Origin of the sequence: Burkholderia sp. AU30198 (assembly GCF_020419825.1) — a bacterium.
Classification (GTDB): Bacteria; Pseudomonadota; Gammaproteobacteria; order Burkholderiales; family Burkholderiaceae; genus Burkholderia.
In genome coordinates, this window is record NZ_JAIZSA010000001.1 from 1,023,107 (window position 1) to 1,043,045 (window position 19,939).

Annotated in this window: 16 protein-coding genes; 8 read left to right on the plus strand and 8 right to left on the minus strand. The window is 69.0% G+C overall.

Annotated features, from left to right (window positions below; translation table 11 throughout):
* Window positions 1-6 precede the first annotated feature (6 nt).
* The gene (locus LGN19_RS04475) at window positions 7-2,043 is read right to left on the minus strand and encodes an NADH:flavin oxidoreductase (protein WP_175219723.1); all 2,037 of its coding nucleotides are present in this window, start codon (window positions 2,041-2,043) and stop codon (window positions 7-9) included.
* A 249-nt stretch (window positions 2,044-2,292) separates the two neighbouring features.
* Between LGN19_RS04475 and LGN19_RS04480 the strand changes: the two genes are divergently transcribed.
* A complete protein-coding gene (locus LGN19_RS04480; RefSeq protein ID WP_226213378.1) occupies window positions 2,293-2,922 on the plus strand; it encodes a TetR/AcrR family transcriptional regulator in 630 nt (209 codons plus the stop codon).
* 45 nt (window positions 2,923-2,967) lie between these two features.
* Here the strand turns inward: LGN19_RS04480 and LGN19_RS04485 are convergent, their stop codons facing one another.
* The 3 genes from LGN19_RS04485 to LGN19_RS04495 form a co-directional block, all read right to left on the minus strand.
* The gene (locus LGN19_RS04485) at window positions 2,968-3,177 is read right to left on the minus strand and encodes a hypothetical protein (protein ID WP_226213379.1); all 210 of its coding nucleotides are present in this window, start codon (window positions 3,175-3,177) and stop codon (window positions 2,968-2,970) included.
* 22 nt (window positions 3,178-3,199) lie between these two features.
* Window positions 3,200-3,634 carry a hypothetical protein gene (locus tag LGN19_RS04490; RefSeq protein ID WP_226213380.1) on the minus strand — a complete coding sequence of 145 codons (435 nt, stop codon included), beginning with the start codon at window positions 3,632-3,634 and terminating at the stop codon, window positions 3,200-3,202.
* 80 nt (window positions 3,635-3,714) lie between these two features.
* Window positions 3,715-4,629 (minus strand): LysR family transcriptional regulator, encoded by a 915-nt coding sequence (locus LGN19_RS04495; protein ID WP_174956321.1) that lies wholly within the window; start codon window positions 4,627-4,629, stop codon window positions 3,715-3,717.
* A 95-nt stretch (window positions 4,630-4,724) separates the two neighbouring features.
* Between LGN19_RS04495 and LGN19_RS04500 the strand changes: the two genes are divergently transcribed.
* Both LGN19_RS04500 and LGN19_RS04505 read left to right on the plus strand, forming a co-directional pair.
* Complete coding sequence (locus tag LGN19_RS04500) at window positions 4,725-5,162, plus strand: GlcG/HbpS family heme-binding protein (protein ID WP_226213381.1); 438 nt, start codon at window positions 4,725-4,727, stop codon at window positions 5,160-5,162.
* A 4-nt stretch (window positions 5,163-5,166) separates the two neighbouring features.
* Window positions 5,167-5,943: an SDR family oxidoreductase gene (locus tag LGN19_RS04505; RefSeq protein ID WP_122947239.1), complete on the plus strand. Its 777-nt coding sequence runs from the start codon at window positions 5,167-5,169 to the stop codon at window positions 5,941-5,943.
* Between the two features lie 42 nt (window positions 5,944-5,985).
* Here the strand turns inward: LGN19_RS04505 and LGN19_RS04510 are convergent, their stop codons facing one another.
* Genes LGN19_RS04510 through LGN19_RS04525 form a run of 4 tightly spaced genes read right to left on the minus strand, consistent with a single transcriptional unit; the run spans window position 5,986 to window position 14,520 of the window.
* Window positions 5,986-10,173 carry a bifunctional nitrate reductase/sulfite reductase flavoprotein subunit alpha gene (locus LGN19_RS04510; protein ID WP_226213382.1) on the minus strand — a complete coding sequence of 1,396 codons (4,188 nt, stop codon included), beginning with the start codon at window positions 10,171-10,173 and terminating at the stop codon, window positions 5,986-5,988.
* A gap of 16 nt (window positions 10,174-10,189) precedes the next feature.
* Window positions 10,190-10,537 carry a nitrite reductase small subunit NirD gene (nirD, locus tag LGN19_RS04515; RefSeq protein ID WP_011354949.1) on the minus strand — a complete coding sequence of 116 codons (348 nt, stop codon included), beginning with the start codon at window positions 10,535-10,537 and terminating at the stop codon, window positions 10,190-10,192.
* Between the two features lie 38 nt (window positions 10,538-10,575).
* Entirely contained in the window at window positions 10,576-13,173 is a 2,598-nt protein-coding gene (nirB, locus tag LGN19_RS04520) for a nitrite reductase large subunit NirB (protein ID WP_226213383.1), read from the minus strand.
* Window positions 13,174-13,194: 21 nt separating this feature from the next.
* Complete coding sequence (locus LGN19_RS04525; protein WP_205185823.1) at window positions 13,195-14,520, minus strand: MFS transporter; 1,326 nt, start codon at window positions 14,518-14,520, stop codon at window positions 13,195-13,197.
* Window positions 14,521-15,185: 665 nt separating this feature from the next.
* Between LGN19_RS04525 and cobA the strand changes: the two genes are divergently transcribed.
* The 5 genes from cobA to LGN19_RS04550 all read left to right on the plus strand — a co-directional run bounded on the left by cobA (window position 15,186) and on the right by LGN19_RS04550 (window position 19,844).
* Window positions 15,186-15,956: a uroporphyrinogen-III C-methyltransferase gene (gene cobA, locus LGN19_RS04530; protein WP_226213384.1), complete on the plus strand. Its 771-nt coding sequence runs from the start codon at window positions 15,186-15,188 to the stop codon at window positions 15,954-15,956.
* Window positions 15,957-16,112: 156 nt separating this feature from the next.
* A complete protein-coding gene (locus LGN19_RS04535; protein ID WP_226213385.1) occupies window positions 16,113-16,709 on the plus strand; it encodes an ANTAR domain-containing response regulator in 597 nt (198 codons plus the stop codon).
* A gap of 5 nt (window positions 16,710-16,714) precedes the next feature.
* Window positions 16,715-17,767, plus strand: coding sequence for a CmpA/NrtA family ABC transporter substrate-binding protein (locus LGN19_RS04540; RefSeq protein WP_226213386.1), 1,053 nt, complete (start codon window positions 16,715-16,717; stop codon window positions 17,765-17,767).
* 121 nt (window positions 17,768-17,888) lie between these two features.
* A complete protein-coding gene (locus LGN19_RS04545) occupies window positions 17,889-18,488 on the plus strand; it encodes a uracil-DNA glycosylase family protein (RefSeq protein ID WP_226213387.1) in 600 nt (199 codons plus the stop codon).
* A 417-nt stretch (window positions 18,489-18,905) separates the two neighbouring features.
* On the plus strand, window positions 18,906-19,844 hold the full coding sequence (locus LGN19_RS04550; RefSeq protein ID WP_226213388.1) for a helix-turn-helix transcriptional regulator: 939 nt from the start codon (window positions 18,906-18,908) through the stop codon (window positions 19,842-19,844).
* Window positions 19,845-19,939: the final 95 nt, after the last annotated feature.

A 19,939-nucleotide genomic window follows, 5' to 3' on the forward strand; every position in this document is an offset into this window, starting at 1 on the left:
GGTGCGTTACAGATCCTTGACAAGCCGCAGCGCGTCGTAGATCGCCGCGTGCGTGTTGCGCGCGGACACCGCGTCGCCGATCCGGAACAACTGGAAGCGCCCTGCCGGATTCCGGTGCTCGACCTGTGGCTTGCCGTCGATCAGGTCGTCGTAGTTGACCGCGCCGAGGTTCGTCGACTGCGGCTTCAGCGCGAAGTACAACTCGTCCATCGGGATCGTGCCGTGATTGACGACGATCTGATCGTAGCGGCGCTCGTTGCGAATGCCGCCGTAATCGCTGCCGACGATCGCGACCAGTTCAGCGCCTTCGCGACGGACGGCCTCGAGCCGGTAGGTGACCGTAAACTTCGCGTCGAGCTTCTGCAGCGAGCGCATGTACGGCACCAGATTCATGCTCATCACTTCGGGCGAGAACGCGCGGTCGGGCGTCATGATCTCGACCGCGCCACCCGCGTGCGCGATCGTCTCCGCCGCCTGCAGCGCCGGATGATCGCCCGCGTCGTCATAGATCAGCACGTTGCGGCCCGGCTTCACGTCGCCGGAAATGATGTCCCACGCGGACACCACATGCTCGGCCCCGTCGGTCAGCACGTCGACGTCCGGCATCCCGCCCGTCGCGACGATCACGACGTCCGGCCGCTCGTCGAGCACGGTCGACGCGTCCGCCCACGTGTTGAACGCGAAGCGCACGCCGAGCCGCTCGCACTGCGTCATCCGCCAATCGATGATGCCGAGCATTTCCTTGCGGCGAGGCGTCTGTGCCGTCAGGCGGACCTGGCCGCCCGGATGGCCGGTCGCCTCGAACACGACCACGTCGTGCCCGCGCTCACCGGCGACGCGCGCCGCCTCGAGACCGGCCGGGCCGGCCCCGACGATGACGACCTTGCGCGTGGCCGGCGCGGCCGGGATCACATGCGGCATCGTCGTCTCGCGGCCGGTGGCCGCGTTGTGAATGCAGAACGCGGCACCGCCCTGATAGATCCGGTCCAGACAGTAGTTCGCGCCGACACACGGGCGAATGTCGTCCTCACGGTGCTCGATGATCTTGCGCACGATATGCGGATCGGTCATGTGCGCACGCGTCATGCCGATCATGTCGACCTTGCCGGATGCGATCGCGTGGCGCGCGGTCGGCACATCCTGGATCCGCGCGGCGTGGAAGGTCGGAAACTCGGTGATGCCGCGCATCTCCCCGGCGAAATCGAGGTGCGGTGCGCTCTTCATCCCCATGATCGGGATGATGTCCGTCAGGCCCGCGTCGGTTTCCAGGTGCCCGCGGATCACGTTCAGGAAGTCGATCAGGCCGCTCGACTTCATCGCGAGCGACAACTGGATCCCCTCCTCCTTCGTCAGCCCGCCGGCGATCATCTCATCGGCGGTGTAACGGATCCCGACGATGAACGCGTCACCGACGCGCTTGCGGATCGCACGCAACACGTCGAACGTGAAGCGCATCCGGTTTTCGAGCGGGCCGCCATACGGTGCGTCCAGCGTGTTCGTCAGCGGCGACCAGAACTGGTCCATCAGATGTCCGTACGCTTCCAGCTCGATCCCGTCGAGGCCGGCCGCCTTCATCCGCTCCGCCGCGTCCGCATAGTCGCGCACGATCCGTTCGATATCCCATTCCTCGAGCTTCTTCGGAAACGCGCGGTGCGCGGGTTCGCGCGCATGCGACGGCGACACCGCCGGCAGCCAGTCGCCTTTGTCCCAGCGCGTGCGGCGGCCGAGATGCGTGAGCTGGATCATCACCTTCGCACCGTGTTCATGGCACTCGTCGACGAGATCCTTCATCCACGGCACGACCTCGTCGCGGTACGCGAGGATGTTGTTGAACACGGGCGGGCTGTCCTTCGAGATCGCCGCGGAACCGGCCGTCATCGTCAACGCGATGCCCGCCTTCGCGCGCTCGACGTGGTACGCGCGGTAACGCGCCTTCGGCATCCCGTCCTCCGCGTAAGCCGGCTCGTGCGACGTCGTCATGATGCGATTGCGAAACGTCAGATGTTTGAGGGTGTACGGCTGCAGCAGCGGATCGTTCGACATGGGATTCCTCTGGATGGGAACGGGAGCGTGGGTCGTGACTGCCTGACATGAGTGACGGTTGCGACTCAGGTTAGAATTGCTGTACACATGTGTCAAGTAAACAATACACACATGAACATTAAGCTCGGGAAACCCCGTACGACGGGCGTCGCGGGGCGTTTTGACGGGTGGGCGGGCCGCCAGTGCGGCACAATGCGGGTTGCGAAGTGCGCAACCGATCGAGGACTGGAACGAGAGGATGTTTGCCTGATGGAAGAACCGATTGCAGCCGCGAACCTTCGCGGATCGGCGGACACGTGGCTGGACGCCGCGACGGAAAGCCTGCTCGAAGGCGGCGTCGAGTTCGTGCGGATCCAGCCGCTCGCGAAGAAGCTGAATCTGTCGCGGACAAGCTTCTACTGGTTCTTCAAGGACCGGGAAGAACTGCTCGCGACGCTGCTCGCGCGCTGGAAGGCGAAGAACACCGACAACTGGCTCTCACGCACGCAAGCGTATGCGGACTCGATCTCGGAGGCCGTGCTGAACGTATTCGACTGCTGGTTCGACGATGCGATCTTCGACAACCGCTACGAAGCGGCGATCCGCAGCTGGGGGCAGCAGGCCCCCGAGATCGCGGCCGAGCTGGCCGACGCGGACGCGAAGCGGATCGCGGCGCTGACGGCGATGTTCGAGCGCTTCGACTACGCGCCGGTCGAGGCGCAGGTGCGCGCCCGCACGATGTACCTGACCCAGCTCGGCTACGTGTCGATGAAGATGACGGAGCCGATGCGCGAGCGCATGGCGCGCATCGCCACCTACGCGCAAGTATTCACCGGGCAGCAGCCGACCGACCGCGACATGCAGCGCTTCTTTGCGCGTCGCACGCCGGCGGACTTATAGCCAGACAGCCGGTTCCGGGTCGTCGACGTCGGCAACCCGGCATGATCACCGCTCATGATTCGCCAGCGGCGCATTTCGGATCACGGTTTTGTCGGAGGCCGCACGCGTTACCGCCCCGTGTAGATCGCGGTCGGCGAGCGCGGCGCGATACTTCGTCGAATCGGTCGGGCTGGACTTCTTCATCGTCCGCGCGAGCGTCATCCTGGCGCACGGATCGGCGGCATCGTTTCGTATATCCGGTGCGAAGCGCGTCATCCTGCGGTCGATCACGCCCGCGTCACTTCGCCCGCTCGTGCTCCGCCAACCCGATCGCCTTGTAGTCGTAAGTCGGATAGAACGTCGTCCGGTACGCGCCCCACGCCGTATCCTCGAGCACGCGATTGACCTCGCGCAGCCGCGACGCCGGCAGCCGTAGCACGACGATCTGCCCGATCCCCATCGTCACGGTCCAGCTCACCACCTCCACGCCCGGCGGCGGAAACGCCTTGTAGAAACCCTGCTTCGCGAGCTGCCCATTCAGCTCGGCAAGCGGGCGCGACTGGTCGTGTTGCAGGAATACCGTGAGCAGTACCGCGTTGTCGGGCGTCGCGGCAGCGGAAGCGGCCGGCACGGTCGACGTCTGGCCGATGGCCGGTGCGCTACCGATCGCGGCACCGGCCAGCATGGCAGCAATTGCAAGGGTTCGAATCGGGAAAGGCAGGCGTGCCGTCATGACGCGACTCCGTGGCTTCGTGGCTGGAGCCGCCATCATGCGCCGCCGGCCCCATCGCTGCAGCCGGCCGGCCGATGCGGCTACGCGTCGTCCGCGCCGTTGCGTTCGCGCAGCACGTCGATGAATGCACGCAATTTGGCCGGCACGTGTTTTCGATTGACGTAGTAAAGCCACATCGGCGGCAACGTGCGGCACGCACCGGGCAGCACCTCGACGAGCGTGCCGTCGCGCACGTCCTGCTCGATCCGCTCGCGCATGAACGCGAACGCGATGCCGACACCCGCGCGCGCCGCATCGATCACCGCGTCGGCATCGTTCGTCACCAGCACGGCATCCGGATCGAGATCGACGTCGCGCTGCCCGTCACGCAACAGCCATTTGTGCAGGCGTCCGCTCTCCGAGAACCGGAAACGGATGCACGCATGCCGCTCGAGCGCCGCAATCGACGCCGGCGCGCCATACCGCGCCAGATAACCGGGCGACGCAACCAGCGCACACGTCAACGCCGGCGCGATCCGCACGCCGATCATGCCCGGCTGCAGCCGGTCGGCCAGGCGAATCCCCGCATCGAACCCGTCCTTTGCGATATCGACCAGTTCGTTCTCGTAGCGGATCTCGAGCCGGACTTTCGGGTAGCGCTCGCGGAACGTGGCGAGCACCGGCGCGATCACGAGCGCACGCGCCAGCGGCAGCGCGGTCACACGCAGCAACCCGGTCGGCTCGCTGCGCGCATCCTTCAGCTCGTCGCGCGCCTGCATGACCTGCCGGTACGCAGGCTCGGTCTGCCGCCAGTAACGCTGGCCGGCTTCCGTCAGGCTCACGCCGCGCGTGCTGCGATTGAACAGCTTCACGTTCAGTTCGCCCTCGAGCTGCCCGATCGCGAGGCTGACGGCCGCCGGCGTCAGGCCCAGTGCGGCGGCGGCACGCGTGAAGTTGCCGGCCGTCGCGACGGTCATGAACACGTGCAGCCCGGCCATCGGATCGCGTCTGCTCATCATTAAAAAAACTTGAAACTCTTGCGAGCGGAATGCGGATTCTCCCATATACCGCAACTGCCTACACTGGCCCTGTCGTCCCACCGGAGCCTCGCATGACCCCGCCCACCGCCGCGCTGCCGCTCGCAGCCGCCCGCCGCACCATTGACGCAGCCCTTGCGCATGCGGCATCGCTGCAAGTCGCCGGCATCGCCATCGCCGTCGTCGATGCCGGCGCGAACCTGCTCGCGTTCGCGCGCACCGACGACTGCTTTCTCGGCGCGATCGATCTCGCGCAACGCAAGGCGCTGACGGCGGTCCGCTTTCGCGCATCGACCGCCGCCCTCGGGGCGATGTCGGGTGACGGTCCGCTGCGTGGCATCGAACACAGCCACGGCGGGCTCGTCACGTTCGGCGGCGGCGAACCGCTCGTCGACGGCGACGGGCGCTGCGTCGGCGCGATCGGCATCTCGGGCGGCAGCGTCGACCAAGACACCGCGATCGCGCAGCACTGCCGCGACCGCTTTCCGGCAACCTTCCCCTCCACAAGGTAAGCACATGGCACAGAAACGCATCCTCATCACCGGCGCGGGCACCGGCTTCGGCCGCGAAGTCGCGCTGCGCCTCGCCGAACGCGGTCACGACGTAACGGCCGGCGTACGCGTCACCGCTGAAATCGACGCACTGACGGCCGCCGCCACGCAGCGCGGCACTGCGCTGCGCGCGATCAAGCTCGACGTCACGTCGCCTCACGATCGCGCCCGCGCTGCCGAGCTCGATATCGACGTGCTCGTGAACAACGCGGGCGTCGGCGAAGCCGGCGCGCTGGTGGACCTGCCCGTCGAGATCGTCCGCGAGCTGTTCGACGTCAACGTGTTCGGGCCGCTCGAACTCACGCAGCAGATCGCGCGCGGCATGCTCGCGCGCCGGCACGGCAAGATCGTGTTCGTGTCGTCGATCGCGGGCCTGATCACGGGGCCGTTCACGGGCGCCTATTGCGCGTCGAAGCACGCGGTCGAATCGGTGGCCGAGGCGATGCACGCGGAACTGGCCCCGCACGGGATCAAGGTCGCGGTCGTGAACCCTGGCCCGTACAGCACGGGCTTCAACGACCGGATGATGGAAACGACGCGACGCTGGCGCGATCCGGCCGCGCACACCGTGACGCCCGAGCGGCTGACGTTCCCGCTCGAACAGCACGATCCGGAGGAAATGATCGCGAAGATGGTCGACGTGATCGACAGCGACGGCGGCGCATTCCGCAACCTGCTGCCGACATCATCGGAAGCGTTCGTGCGCGCCGAACAGGCGCGTGCGTGGGAGCGGCAGCAGTAACGAGCCGGCCGAGCGGCGGACAGCACGCCGCCGCTCGCGCGCTCAGTACACGTCCCGCATGTAGCGCCGTGCCTTCGAAAGCCGCGCGACGTAGTCGCTCGCGGCCTCGTCCGACATCCCGCCGTGCTCGGCGACCACCGCCTTCAGTGCCGTGTCGACGTCCTTCGCCATCCGCGCGGCATCGCCGCATACGTAGAAGTGCGCGCCTTCTTCCAGCCACGCGAACAGGTCGGCGCCCTGCTCGCGCATCCGGTCCTGCACGTAGATCTTGTCGGCCTGGTCGCGCGAGAACGCGAGGTCGAGCCGCGTCAGGAAGCCGCTGTCGTGCATCGCGCCCAGTTCGTCGCCGTAGTAGAAATCGGTCTGCGCGTGCTGCTCGCCGAAGAACAGCCAGTTGCGCCCGCGCGCGCCGCGTGCCTGCCGCTCGTGCAGGAAGCCGCGGAACGGCGCGACGCCGGTACCGGGGCCGACCATCACGATCGGCACGTCGCCGTTCACCGGCGGCCGGAAATGCGCGGACTTCTGCACGAACACGGGCACGCGGCCGTCGTCCGCCCGATCGGCGAGGAACGTCGACGCAACGCCTTTGCGCGCGCGCCGGCCGTTGTGATAGCGCACGGCCGACACGGTCAGGTGGATCTCGCCCTGGTGCGCGCTCGGGCTCGACGCAATCGAATAGAGGCGCGGCTGCATGCGCTTGAGCATCCCGACCAGTTCCGTACCCGACAGCTCGACCGGAAACTCGTGCAGCACGTCCGCGAGCTGCTGCCCCCACAGCCATTGCTTCAGGTCGCCCTTGCGTTCGTCGCCGAGCAGCGACTTCAGCGCGCCGTTCGCGCTGCGCGACGCGATGAACGCCAGCGTGTCCGGATGCGGGCGCGTGATGTCGAAGTGACGCGCGAGCGCATCGCCGAGGCGCACATCGCCGACGCCCGCCACCGACACGGGCGCATCGGCCTTCAACGCGGTGACGGACAGCAGTTCGTCGACCAGCTCCGGGCAGTTGGTCGGCCACACGCCGAGCGCGTCACCGGTTTCGTATTCGAGGTTCGCGCCTTCGGTCGACAGCGACACGTAGCGCGTGTCCTTGGCCGCGCCCGGACGGTTGAGCCGCAGGTTCGCGACGAGCTTCGACGGCGCCGGATGCGCCTTCGACGGCAGCAGCCCCGACGGGCTCATCCCGCCGGTCGGCACCGCGTGCAGCGCGGCATCGGCCTCCTTGATCCGCGCGACGACGCGTTCGAGCCACTGGTCGGCGTCGCGCTGGAATTCGACGTCGCAATCGACGCGCGCGCAGAGACGCGCCGCGCCGAGTTCCGCGAGCCGCGCGTCAAGCCGGCGGCCGTGGCCGCAGAACTGGTCGTAGTTGCGATCGCCGAATGCGAGCACCGCGAAGTGCACGCCGTCGAGGCGCGCGGCGCTGCCGGCCTGCAGCGCTTCCCAGAATTCGCTGCCGTTGTCGGGCGCATCGCCGTCGCCGAACGTGCTCGTCATCAGCAGCACGTATTGCGCGCCGGCGAGCGATGCGAGCGGATAGTCGGACATGCACGCGGTACGGATCTCGAAGCCCGCGTTCATCAGCTGCGTCGCGTAATCCTCGGTCAACGATTCGATGTTGCCGGTCTGCGACGCCCACAACAGCACGACCTTCGGCCGCGTGCGCACGATCCGCACGCCACCGGACGCGCCGGCATCGACCGGCAGCGACGGCGCCGCACCATCCTGCGTCCGAGCGGGCAGCGAGCGGCTGAACAGCCCCGCGAGCATCCCGTCGAGCCAGAACCGCACCGGCGGCGTGAGCGGCGCGCCAGCCGGCAGCACGGGCACGCTGCCCTCGCGCCGGCCGGCGCTCGCCTTCAGCCCGCTGACGAGCCCGGCCACGTACAGCCGTTCGGTGTCCGTCAACGGCGGCGGCGCGAGGTCGGCCACGCCGAGCGCGGCCGCGAAAGTGTCGATGTCTGCCATGTCGGATTCCTGTGAAGCAGTTGCCTGCACCAGCGCCGGCGCGGGCCGCGCGTCGTCGGCGCACGCGTCGGGTTGCGCCGTCTCGTCGTCGGCGGACGCGAACGCATCGGTCTCGACGCGCCGCAGCGCGACCGCGCAGTATTTCAGTTCGGGTTGCTGCGATTCGGGATCGATCGCGTCGTTCGTCACCGCGTTGATGCACAGGTCGTCGCCGTACACGTCGTTCCAGTGCATCGGCGCGAAGCAGTTGCCGCGCTGCACGCGCTCGGTCACGACGGCCGGCAGCACCGCGCGGCCGCGCGCCGAGCGGATCTCGACGCTGTCCTTCGCGGCGATGCCGAGCGCGCTCGCATCGTCCGGGTGCAGCTCGACGAACGGGCGCGGGTTGAGCTTGTTCAACATCGCGACCTTGCCCGTCTTCGTCATCGTGTGCCATTGATGCTGCAGCCGCCCGGTGTTCAGCACGATCGGGAACGTGTCGTCGGGCAGCTCGGCCGGATCGACGTGCGGCCGCGCGAAGAAGCGCGCCTTGCCCGACGGCGTCGGGAACGCGATGTACGGCGCGTCGTTGCCGTCCGAAGCCGGGCGCAGCGTCTGGCTCACGCCGTCGTTCAGATAACGGATCGGGTGCCGCTCGCGCGCGGTGCCCGGCGCAACCGGCCACTGCACGGGCCCGTCGCGCAGCGCCGCGTGGCTCGCGCCGCGCAGGTCGTAGCCGGTTGCCGGATTCGAGAAGCGGACGATCTCGTCGAACACGTCGGCCGCCGACGCATAGTCGAACGCATCGCCGAAGCCCATCGCGCGCGCGACTTCCGCGACGATGCGCCAGTCGGGCAGCGCGTCGCCCGGCGGCGCGACCGCCGCGCGCATCAGCGTCATGTTGCGCTCGGAGTTGATCATCACGCCGTCGCCCTCGGCCCACAGCGCGCCGGGCAGCAGGATGTCCGCGTAGCGGTTGGTCTCGGTGTCGAGGAATGCATCCTGCGCGATCACGAGCTCGGCGGCCTGCAAACCAGCGATCACGTTCTGCCGGTTCGGCACCGTGGCGACCGGGTTCGTGCAGATGATCCAGCATGCCTTGATGTCGCCGGCCGCCATCCGCGAGAACATATCGACCGTGCCTTGCCCGGTCTCCTTGCGCAGCGTGCCGGCCGGCACGCGCCACAGGTTCTCGACGAAACGGCGATCGTCGTCGGACGCCACCGAGCGCTGGCCCGGCAGCCCGGGGCCCATGTAGCCCATCTCGCGCCCGCCCATCGCGTTCGGCTGGCCGGTCAGCGAGAACGGCCCGCTGCCGGTGCGGCAAATCTTGCCCGTCGCGAGATGCAGGTTGCAGATCGCGTTGGTGTTCCACACGCCGTGCGTGCTCTGGTTGAGCCCCATCGTCCAGCAGCTCATCCATTCCTGCGCGTCGCCGATCCATTGCGCGGCCGTGCGCAGGTCGGCTTCCGCGAGTCCGGTGATTGCCGCGACACGCTCGGGCGTGTAATCGGCAAGGAACGCGGGCATCGCGTCCCACCCTTCGGTGTGCGCGTCGATGAACGCGGCATCGGTGCGGCCGTTCGCATGCAGCAGGTGCAGCAGCCCGTTGGTCAGCGCGAGATCGGTGCCCGGCCGGATCTGCAGGAACAGGTCGGCCTTGTCGGCCGTGCCGGTGCGGCGCGGATCGACGACGATCAGCTTCGCGCCGGCCTTCACGCGATCCATCATCCGCAGGAACAGGATCGGATGGCAGTCGGCCATGTTCGCGCCGATCACGAAGAACAGGTTCGCGCGATCGAAATCCTGGTACGACCCGGGCGGGCCGTCCGCGCCGAGCGACTGCTTGTAGCCGGTGCCCGCGCTCGCCATGCAGAGGCGCGAGTTCGACTCGATGTTGTTGGTGCCGACGAAGCCCTTCGCGAGCTTGTTGACGAGGTATTGCGCCTCGATCGACATCTGCCCCGATACGTAGAACGACAGCGCGTCGGGCCCGTGCGTATCGAGCACCGCGCGCAGGCGGCGCGCGGTGTCGGCGATCGCGTCGCGGGCCGGCAGCGGCACCAGGTCGTCCTCGCGCGCGCGGCGCACGAACGCGCGGTCGAGCCGCCCCGAGCGGCGCAGCGCGACGTGCGCCGACGAGCCCTTCGTGCACAGCCGCCCGAAGTTGGTCGGATGGTCGGAGTCGCCGGACACCTTGACGACTTCGCCTTCCTCGACGTGCAGCACCATCCCGCAGCCGACGCCGCAGTACGGGCACACGCTCTTGACGGGGGTGGCGGTCATGCGCGCTCCGGGGCGGTCAGGCCGCGATCCACACGAAACCGTCCTCGACCCGCGACGGATACGCGCTCACCGACTGCTCGGGCGCCTCGAGGCATTCGCCGGTGCGCAGGTCGAAATGCTGCTTGTACAGCGGCGACGCGACGACGACGCGCTCGCCGAGGCTGCCGATCAGCCCGCGCGACATCACGGCCGCCTGCGATACGGGATCGACGTTGTCGATCGCGAACACGCCGCCTTCTTCGGCATGCGCGACGTGAAAAACCGCGACCTGCTCGCCGTTGACGAGTGCACACACGCCGGTGTTCGGCACGATGTCGTCGAGCGGGCACACGCGGGTCCAGGACAGCGGAAGACGATCGTTCATGATGGGCTCCTTGGAAAAGACGCTGGTGTCGGTCAGGGTCAAACGGTTGCGGGTTCGGTTGCGGCTTGCGTCACGCCTTCGGCCACGACGGGAATCGACACGGGCTTGCCGCCCGCCCGTTCGCCGGGCGTTGCGGGCCGGATCTGGCCGCGCGTCTCGACGAATTCGATGGTCGTGTCCGGCGCGTCGCTGTTCACGAAGTGGCGGAAGCGCTTGCGCGTGTCGGGATCGGTCACGGCCTTCTTCCATTCGCACTCGTAGGTGTCGACCACGTGCTGCATGTCGCCTTCGAGTTCGGCGCCGATCCCGAGCTTGTCGTGCACGACGACGTCGATCAGGTAGTCGAGGCCGCCTTCGAGGTTGTCGCGCCATACGCTGGTGCGCTGCAGCCGGTCAGCGGTGCGCACGTAGAACATCAGGAGACGGTCGATATAGCGGATCAGCGTGGCGCGGTCGAGATCGGACGCGAGCAGTTCCGCGTGGCGCGGCTTCATCCCGCCGTTGCCGCACACGTACAGGTTCCAGCCCTTCTCGGTCGCGATGATGCCGACGTCCTTGCCCTGTGCTTCCGCGCACTCGCGCGTGCAGCCGGACACGCCGAACTTGATCTTGTGCGGCGCGCGCAGCCCCTTGTAGCGATTCTCCAGGTCGATCGCGAGGCCGACCGAATCGTCGACGCCATAGCGACACCACGTCGACCCGACGCACGACTTCACGGTGCGCAGCGCCTTGCCGTAGGCGTGCCCCGATTCGAAGCCGGCCGCGATCAGTTCTTCCCAGATCGACGGCAATTGCTCGACGCGGGCGCCGAACAGGTCGACACGCTGGCCGCCGGTGATCTTCGTGTAGAGCCCGTATTTCTGTGCGACCTGGCCCACCGCGATCAGCCCTTCCGGCGTGACTTCGCCGCCCGGCATGCGCGGCACGACCGAATAGGTGCCGTCGCGCTGGATGTTCGCGAGGTAGTAGTCGTTCGAATCCTGCAGCCCCGCGTGCTCCTTCTTCAGCACGAATTCGTTGAAGCACGACGCGAGAATGCCCGCCACCGCCGGCTTGCACACATCGCAGCCGAGGCCGTGGCCGTGCTTCGCGAGCAGTTCGTCGAAGGTCGTGATGCGCTCGACGCGGATCAGGTGGAACAGCTCCTGGCGCGAATGCGGGAAGTGCTCGCACAGATGGTTGTTGACCGCGAGGCCCTGCTTTTTCATCTCGGCCTTCATGATCTGCGTGACGAGCGGCACGCAGCCGCCGCACGACGTGCCGGCGCCCGTGCACGTCTTCAGCGCGCCAAGGCTCGTCGCGCCGTCGGCGACCGCCGTGCAGATCTGCGACTTCGACACGTTGTTGCACGAGCAGATCTGGGCGGCCGCGGGCAGCGCTTCGACACCGATCGCCGGCTTCGCGACGCCGTCCGACGACGGCAGGATCAGGAATTCCGGCGATTCGGGCAACTCGATGCGGTTCAGCATCATCTGCAGCAGCGTGCCGTATTCGGCTGCATCGCCGACCATCACCGCGCCGTGCAGGAACTTGCCGCAGTCGGACACCACGAGCTTCTTGTAGACCTGGCGGCGTTCGTCCGCGTACTGGTAGGTGCGGCTGCCGGCCGTCGTGCCGTGCGCGTCGCCGATGCTCGCGACGTCCACGCCCATCAGCTTAAGCTTCGTGCTCATGTCGGCGCCCGCGAACGCGGCCGCGACCTCGCCGTTCGCATCGCCGCCGAGCTGCTTCGCGACCACGCGCGCCATGTCGTAGCCGGGGGCCACGAGGCCGTACACCATGCCGTTCCAGGCCGCGCATTCGCCGATCGCGTAGATGTCGGCGTCGCTCGTGCGGCACGCGTCATCGATCGCGACGCCGCCGCGCGGGCCGACGTCGAGCCCGCATGCGCGCGCCAGTTCGTCGCGGGCACGGATGCCGGCCGAGAACACGATCATGTCGGCGTCGAGGTGCGAACCGTCGGCGAACGCCATCCGGTGCGTGCCTTCCTCGCCATCGACGATTTCCAGCGTGTTCTTGCCCGTATGCACGGTCACGCCGAGCGCCTCGATCTTCGCGCGCAGCATCCGGCCGCCGCCGTCGTCGACCTGCACGGCCATCAGCCGCGGCGCGAATTCGACGACGTGCGTATCGAGCCCCATGTCGCGCAGCGCCTTCGCGCATTCCAGGCCGAGCAGCCCGCCGCCGACCACGACACCGCGCTTCGCATGCGTGCCGCACGCCTGCATCGCTTCGAGATCCTCGATCGTCCGGTACACGAAGCAGCCGTCACGATCGTGCCCCGGCATCGGCGGCACGAACGGGCGCGAACCCGTCGCGAGCACCAGCTTGTCGTACGCGAGCGTTTCGCCGGACGCGAGCGTAACCGTATGCGCGGCGCGGTCGATCGACGCGACTTGCGCGTTCAGGCGCAGGTCGAACTGCGGATGACGTTCGAAGAAGCCGGGTTCGACGAGCGACAGGTCGTCCGCCGACTTGCCCGCGAAGAATTCGGACAGGTGCACGCGGTCGTACGCCGGGCGCGGTTCCTCGCCGAGCACGGTGACCTGCAGCGCGCCCGCAGAGCCCGCTTCCGCCGCGACGCATTCGAGGAGCTTGTGGCCGACCATGCCGTGGCCGATGACGATGAGTTTCATGGTGACGTTTCCTTCGGTCGATCAGTTCGCGACGCTGCTGGCAGCCAGTGCGCGGTCGCGCAGCTCGGCTTCGCGTGCCTTGTGTTCTTCGCTGAAGCGCACGGCCATCGCGCACAACGCGGTCGCGGTGACGGCGAGGCCGAGCAGGCTCAGCGTGTGCTGCACGTCGCCGACGCCCTTCAGCAGAAAGGCCGCGGCCACCGCGCCGACGTTGCCGCCCGCACCGACGATCCCCGCGACGCCGCCGAGTGCCTTGCGGTCGATGAACGGCACCAGCGCGTAGGTCGCGCCGCAAGCCATGTGCGTGAAGAGGCCGAACGTGAGCATCGCGACGAGTGCGACGCCGATGCTTTGCGCATGCGAGAACCAGATCAGCCCGAGCCCTTCGCCGACGATCAGCGCGCACAGCAGCGCCGCCCGCACGTCGAGGCTGCGGCGCGCGGCGATCTTGTCGGACAGCCAGCCGCCGAGCGCACGGGCGAACAGCGCGAGCAGCCCGAACAGGCCGACCGCGAAACCGGCGTCCTTCAGCGACAGGCTGAAGTGATCGACGTAGTACAGCGCGGCGATGTTGTGGATGAACACTTCGACGCCGAAGCACGCGCCGTACGTGACGAACAGCATCCACACGCGATAGTTGCCGCAGGCCGCGACGAAGCTCGCCCAGCCGCCCTTCTTGCCGCTGTCGACCGTCACGCCTTCCTTGCGCAGCGCGACGAAGTCGCCTTGCGGGCAATCCTGCGTGAAACGCCAGTACGCCCAGGCCATCACGAGCATCGCGACGCCCGGCACGACCAGCGCGATGCGCCATGACGAATCCTCGCCGAAACCGAGCATCAGGCCGGCGGCGACCAGCAGCGGCATCAGCGCCTGCGTCGCGCCGGCACCGGCGTTGCCCCAGCCGGCCGTCGTCGCGTTCGCGGTGCCGACCACGTTCGGCGCGAACATCACCGACGTGTGGTACTGCGTGATCACGAAGCCCGCGCCGATCGCGCCGATGCCGAGCCGGCAGATCAGGAACGACAGGTAGTCGTGCGTGAACGACACCGCGAACACGGGGATCGCGCCGAGCAGCAGCAGGCCGACGTACACGCGGCGCGGGCCGAAGCGGTCGCACAGCGGGCCGACCAGCAGCCGCACGGCGATCGTCGCGGCCACGGCCGCAATATTGATGTTGGCGACCTGTGCCGCGGTCAGGTGGAATTCGCGCGCGATCAGCGGCATCAGCGGCGCGCACGCGAACCACGCGAAGAAGCACACGAAGAACGCCATCCACGTCAGGTGGAACGCGCGCATCGGCGCGGTGCGGAAGCTGAAGAGATCGATACGGGTAGCTTTGTCGGTCATGTCATCCGCCAAACGAAAAACGGCGTCCTGCGCACCCGGTCTCGTCGAGACCCGATGCGTAGGACGCCGTTGCCCATGAAGCCCGTTGCCGGGCGCGTCTAGTAATCGGTACTGCCAGACGAATCGCCATTGATCCGCCCGAACCAGCTAACGCAAGCGCCGTGCCATGTCGTCGCGAATCGGGCCGGCAGCCCCGCCGCGCAAGGCTCATCGGACGTTGCGCGATGCGCGGCTTCGCGCGGCACACGATGCGCCGTGAGGCAGCGAAGCACAGATGTGGTGCGCTGCAGCACTGTCGCCGTGCGACATCGCGGTGCGCGCTGACGGGGCACGATGCACGCCGATGCGGCATTGCGGCTGCCCGCGCGCGGCGGCTGCATCGGCACACGGGCCATCGCACGGCGCGATGCGCCCGCTTCCCGCCGCGCCAGCGCGATGTGTCATGCCGGTTGGCCCGGATATTGCTCAATCCGATGCAAGACACCGGCAACGGCGCCGGTGGGCAGTCCACGCAAACCATGCCCGTCATCCAGGCGGGCCGTTCAGGACAACGGTGTCCCTCCGTGCGCGGCACGGCCGGATGCCGGTGCGTTTCGACCGCCCGCCGCCGCCGCGCAAGACAACGCGCTATCGACCGCCGCATGCAGGCGGCACAGGAACACGACATGACGACAGGCAAAGTCACGCTGCTGGGCGCCGGCCCCGGCGATCCCGATCTCCTCACGCTGAAGGCCGTGAAGGCGCTGGCCGCTGCCGACGTGCTGCTGCTCGACGATCTCGTCGCGCCCGGCATCGTCGAACTCGCGCCGCAGGCACGCGTGATCCGCGTCGGCAAGCGCGGCGGCTGCCGCTCCACGCCGCAGGCATTCATCGAGAAGCTGATGCGCCGCTACGCGCTGCGCGGCGCGCACGTGGTGCGCGTGAAAGGCGGCGATGCGCTGCTGTTCGGGCGTGCCGGCGAAGAACTCGCGACGCTGCGCGCCGCCGCGATTCCGGTCGAGATCGTCAACGGCATCTCGTCGGGATTCGCGGCCGCTGCGAGCCTCGGCATCTCGCTGACGCACCGCGAGCATTGCCACGGCGTGACGTTCGTCACCGCGCACCGGCAGGACCACGGCGAGCCCGACTGGGCGCGTCTTGCGGCGACCGGCACCACGCTCGCGATCTACATGGGAATGAGCCGCGTCGACAGCATCGCCGCCGGCCTGCTCGCCACGCTGCCGCCCTCGACGCCGGCCGCGGCCGTGCAATGGGCCGGCACGCCCGACGAACGCCGCTGGACCGGCACGCTCGGCGATCTCGCGCGCGGCATCGGCGAAGCACGGCTCGGCAGCCCCGCCGTGATCCTCGTCGGCGGTGCGATCGGCGAGGCGGCCGTGCAACGCGTGCCGGACGCGGGCGCCGCGATCGAAACGACCTTGTCCCGGGCCGCGTAGCATGCGCGACACCACGCGGCACCGGCCGCCCACCTATCATGAAGACAGCGGCACCGGCCGCCGGGCCATCGCGCCCGGCACCGACACGATGTCTGCGCGGGGCCACCGCACCCGCTCCGCCCATCGCGCCACGATTTCGCCGCCGCCGTTCGCATCATGAGTACGTCTGCTTCCTCCGCCCGCCTGCGCGTGCTGCTCGTCACCGATACCGACAAGCCGATCGGCGAGCTCGGCGATGCGCTCGCGCACCTCGGCTACGAGATGCTGAACGACGTCGCGACGCCCGCGCGCCTGCCGGCAGCCGTCGAGGAGCAGCATCCCGACGTCGTGATCATCGATACCGATTCCCCGTCGCGCGACACGCTCGAGCAGCTCGCCGTGATGCACGCCACCGCGCCGCGCCCCGTGCTGATGTTCAGCCACGACGCCGACCAGTCGCTGATCCGCGCGGCGGTCGGCGCGGGCGTCAGCGCGTATCTCGTCGAAGGGCTGTCGGCCGAGCGCCTCGCACCGATTCTCGAAGTCGCGCTCGCCCGCTTCTCGCACGACGACGCGCTGCGCCGCCGGCTTGCCGACGTCGAGCGCGAACTCGCGGAGCGCAAGCTGATCGACCGCGCGAAGCGCCTGCTGATGGACCAGCGCAAGCTGTCCGAACACGACGCATATGCGGCGCTGCGCAAGCGCGCGATGGATCAGGGCCTGCGCATCGTCGACGTCGCGCGGCAACTGCTCGACGCGTCACCCCAGTCATGACTGCCATGGATACCACTCTTCCAGTCGCGCCGGAACGCGCGCATCTTCGCCTCGGGTTCGTCGCGCTGAGCGATGCGGCCCCGCTGATCGTCGCGCAGCGCCTGAACCTCGGCGCGCGGCACGGCCTCACGCTCGAACTCAGCCGCCAGCCGTCGTGGGCCACCGTGCGCGACAAGCTGCTGAGCGGTGAGCTCGACGCCGCGCACGCGCTGTACGGGCTCGTCTGCGGACTGCAGCTCGGGATCGGCGGCCCGCAGGCCGACATGGCCGCGCTGATGGTGCTGAACCGCAACGGCCAGGCGATCTCGTTGTCGCGCGGCCTCGCCGACGCGTATCGCGACAGCGGCAGCGTGCGCGACGCGTTCGCGACGCTCGGCCGCAAGCCGCTCCTCGCGCAGACGTTCCCGACCGGCACGCACGCGATGTGGCTGAACCACTGGCTCGCGTCGCACGACGTCGATCCGCTGCGGGACGTGCGCAGCGTCGTGATCCCGCCGCCCGAGATGGTGGCCGCGCTGGCCGGCGGCGAGCTCGACGGCTTCTGCGCGGGCGAACCGTGGCATGCAGTGGCCGACGCCTGCGGCGCGGGGCGAACCGTCGCCGTCACGAGCGAGATCTGGCCCGATCATCCGGAGAAGGTGCTCGCGACCCGGCGCGATTTCGTCGCGCTGTACCCGGCCACCGCGCGCGCGCTGATCCGCACGCTCGTCGATGCCTGCGCATGGCTCGACAGCGCCGCGCACCGTCGCGAGGCAGCCGACTGGCTCGCGTCGCCCGACGCGCTCGGCGTGCCGGCCCGGTTGATCGCGCCGCGCCTGCTCGGCGACTACGGATCGGGCCCGTTCGCCGTGCCGCCGCTGCCGATCCGCTTCCACGACGGCGGCGCCGTGAACCGCCCCGATCCGCGCGAAGGCGAGTGGTTCCTGTCCCAGTACCGGCGCTGGGGCATGCTCGACGGTCCGCACGACGACGCGGGGATCGCCCGCGCGATCGCGCAAACCGCGTTGTATGATGCTGCGGTCGCCGAAAGCGGCGCAGCGGGCCCGTCGCGGGCGTGATGCGCGCCGCGTGATGCAGGCGGCGCGCCCGCCCGCGCCCTGCTTGTCCGGGTAGCCTGTCGGCGCCCGGCACGCACCCTCGGGTGACGCCGCATGACCACTCCGTCCCCGCTCAGAATCGATGCCGAAACCAACGCGCGCGCCGCTCGACGTGCTGCTCACTGAAATCCGCGCGTGCCGTGTCTGCGAAGCCGACCTGCCGCTCGGCCCGCGCCCGGTCGTGCGTGCCCATCGCGACGCGCGCATCCTGATCGTCGGGCAGGCGCCGGGCGCCAAGGTCCATGCGAGCGGCATCCCGTGGGACGACGCGAGCGGCAAGCGGCTGCGCGGCTGGCTCGACGTCGACGCCGACACGTTCTACGACGAAACGCGCTTCGCGATCGTGCCGATGGGCTTCTGCTACCCGGGCCGCGGTGCAAGCGGCGACAACCCGCCGCGCCCCGAATGCGCGCCACTGTGGATCGACCGGTTGCTCGCCGAGTTGCCGTCGATCCGGCTCACGCTGCTGATCGGCCAGTACGCGCAGCGGCATTTCCTGCGCGACACGCGCAAGGCCACGCTGACCGACACCGTGCGCGCATGGCGCGACTATGGCCCCGACGTGCTGCCGCTGCCGCATCCGTCGCCGCGTAACCAGGCGTGGTTCAAGCACCACCCGTGGTTCGACGCCGAGGTCGTGCCCGAGCTGCGGCGCCGGGTCGCGCCGCTGGTTGCCCGGTAGGATCTGCACGTACCGGCACCAGACCAGCGCGGGCCAGCGCGGGCCAGCGCCGACGATGCCATCGCCATCGCCCGATCACCGATATCGAACCGCGTGACGAAGGTGGAGACGCTCGCGTCGGTCGGCGCGGCAAACCGGCTCGCCTGCGGCGGCAGTCCGCGTCCCCGTTATCCCGGCTTCCACCCGGACGCGTGATCGCCGCGCGGCACGCCGCGACCGACACCGGGCCAGGCCGAACCGGCTCGCCTGCGGCGGCAGTCCGCGTGCCCGTTATCCCGGTTTCCACCCGGACGTGTGATCGCAGCGCGACACGCCGCGACCGACACCGGGCCAAGCCGCACGGCCGCACAGATCGCCGCCGCGCCCGGTTCGCTGTACCATCGCGGCTCAACCGCGTCACGAACAGCAGAATTCTTCATGCCCTCCACCGCCCCGCCGCGCCTGTACGGGATGCCCGAACGCAGCGACCGGCTCGACTTCTACATCCGCGACCAGGCGTCGCGCCAGGCGATCACCGAGCCGCACCGGCACGCGTATTTCCAGATCCAGTTCAACCTCGGCGGCGACACCGAGCAGCGGATCGGCGGCGTCACGCGGCCGTTTCCGCGCGGCGCGCTCGCGTTCGTGCTGCCGCACCGCGAACACCTGATCCCGCATCCGGAAGGCGCGCACTTCATCGTGATCAATTTCAGCCAGGCGTTCCTGCGCGCCGATCTCGACGTCGACCCGCTCGATCTCGAGGACGTGCCCGCGCACCGCTTTCCCGAGCTGACGCCGTTCCGCTTCCAGGAACACCTCGACTTCATCCTGACCGGCGACACCTACGACGAAGCGCGCCGCCTCGCGCTGTGCATGCTCGACACCGATCGCGTGCGCACGTTCGGCTCGACCACGTTGCTGCGCGGCTACCTGCTGCAACTGATCGGGCTCGTCTGCACGCAGTACGCGGGCGCGCTCGACAAGCTCGCGCAGCGCGGCGCCCAGCGCGCCGGCCGGCGCGACGCGCTCGCGCGCGTGCTGCGGCACGTGCGCGCCAACCTGACCCGCGAGGACCTGACGCTCGCCGCGACCGCCGAGGCCGCGTTCCTGTCGCCCAACTACCTCGCGCACCTGGTCCGCAAGGAAACCGGCAGCACCTTCACCGATCTCGTGACCGAGCGCCGGATCGCGCTCGCGCAATCGCTGCTGGCGCACACGAGCCGGCGCATCGCGGACATCGCGCGCTCGGTCGGCTTCCGCGACGAGGGGTATTTCGCGCGGCGCTTCCGCGCGCGGGTCGGCGTGTCGCCGAAGGCGTACCGCGACGCGAATGCCGCGCTGCCGGACGGCGACGACGCACCGGCGGCCGACGCGTAGTTTTGTCCCGGTAAAACGCAGTTGCGTCGCATCCGGCCGCGCGGGCGTCGGGTATCGTTGCACGCATGCCGGCCCGTGCACCGTACGGGCGCGGC

Bases quoted from the DNA above. Each gene is read 5' to 3' on its own strand.
- nirB (WP_226213383.1), bottom strand. From the start codon at position 13,173: ATGAAACTCATCGTCATCGGCCACGGCATGGTCGGCCACAAGCTCCTC.
- LGN19_RS04505 (WP_122947239.1), top strand. From the start codon at position 5,167: ATGGCACAGAAACGCATCCTCATCACCGGCGCGGGCACCGGCTTCGGC.
- LGN19_RS04545 (WP_226213387.1), top strand. From the start codon at position 17,889: ATGCCGAAACCAACGCGCGCGCCGCTCGACGTGCTGCTCACTGAAATC.
- LGN19_RS04525 (WP_205185823.1), bottom strand. From the start codon at position 14,520: ATGACCGACAAAGCTACCCGTATCGATCTCTTCAGCTTCCGCACCGCG.
- LGN19_RS04500 (WP_226213381.1), top strand. From the start codon at position 4,725: ATGACCCCGCCCACCGCCGCGCTGCCGCTCGCAGCCGCCCGCCGCACC.
- LGN19_RS04540 (WP_226213386.1), top strand. From the start codon at position 16,715: ATGGATACCACTCTTCCAGTCGCGCCGGAACGCGCGCATCTTCGCCTC.
- LGN19_RS04475 (WP_175219723.1), bottom strand. From the start codon at position 2,043: ATGTCGAACGATCCGCTGCTGCAGCCGTACACCCTCAAACATCTGACG.
- LGN19_RS04510 (WP_226213382.1), bottom strand. From the start codon at position 10,173: ATGACCGCCACCCCCGTCAAGAGCGTGTGCCCGTACTGCGGCGTCGGC.
- LGN19_RS04485 (WP_226213379.1), bottom strand. From the start codon at position 3,177: ATGACGCGCTTCGCACCGGATATACGAAACGATGCCGCCGATCCGTGC.
- LGN19_RS04550 (WP_226213388.1), top strand. From the start codon at position 18,906: ATGCCCTCCACCGCCCCGCCGCGCCTGTACGGGATGCCCGAACGCAGC.
- LGN19_RS04535 (WP_226213385.1), top strand. From the start codon at position 16,113: ATGAGTACGTCTGCTTCCTCCGCCCGCCTGCGCGTGCTGCTCGTCACC.
- LGN19_RS04480 (WP_226213378.1), top strand. From the start codon at position 2,293: ATGGAAGAACCGATTGCAGCCGCGAACCTTCGCGGATCGGCGGACACG.
- LGN19_RS04490 (WP_226213380.1), bottom strand. From the start codon at position 3,634: ATGACGGCACGCCTGCCTTTCCCGATTCGAACCCTTGCAATTGCTGCC.
- nirD (WP_011354949.1), bottom strand. From the start codon at position 10,537: ATGAACGATCGTCTTCCGCTGTCCTGGACCCGCGTGTGCCCGCTCGAC.
- cobA (WP_226213384.1), top strand. From the start codon at position 15,186: ATGACGACAGGCAAAGTCACGCTGCTGGGCGCCGGCCCCGGCGATCCC.
- LGN19_RS04495 (WP_174956321.1), bottom strand. From the start codon at position 4,629: ATGAGCAGACGCGATCCGATGGCCGGGCTGCACGTGTTCATGACCGTC.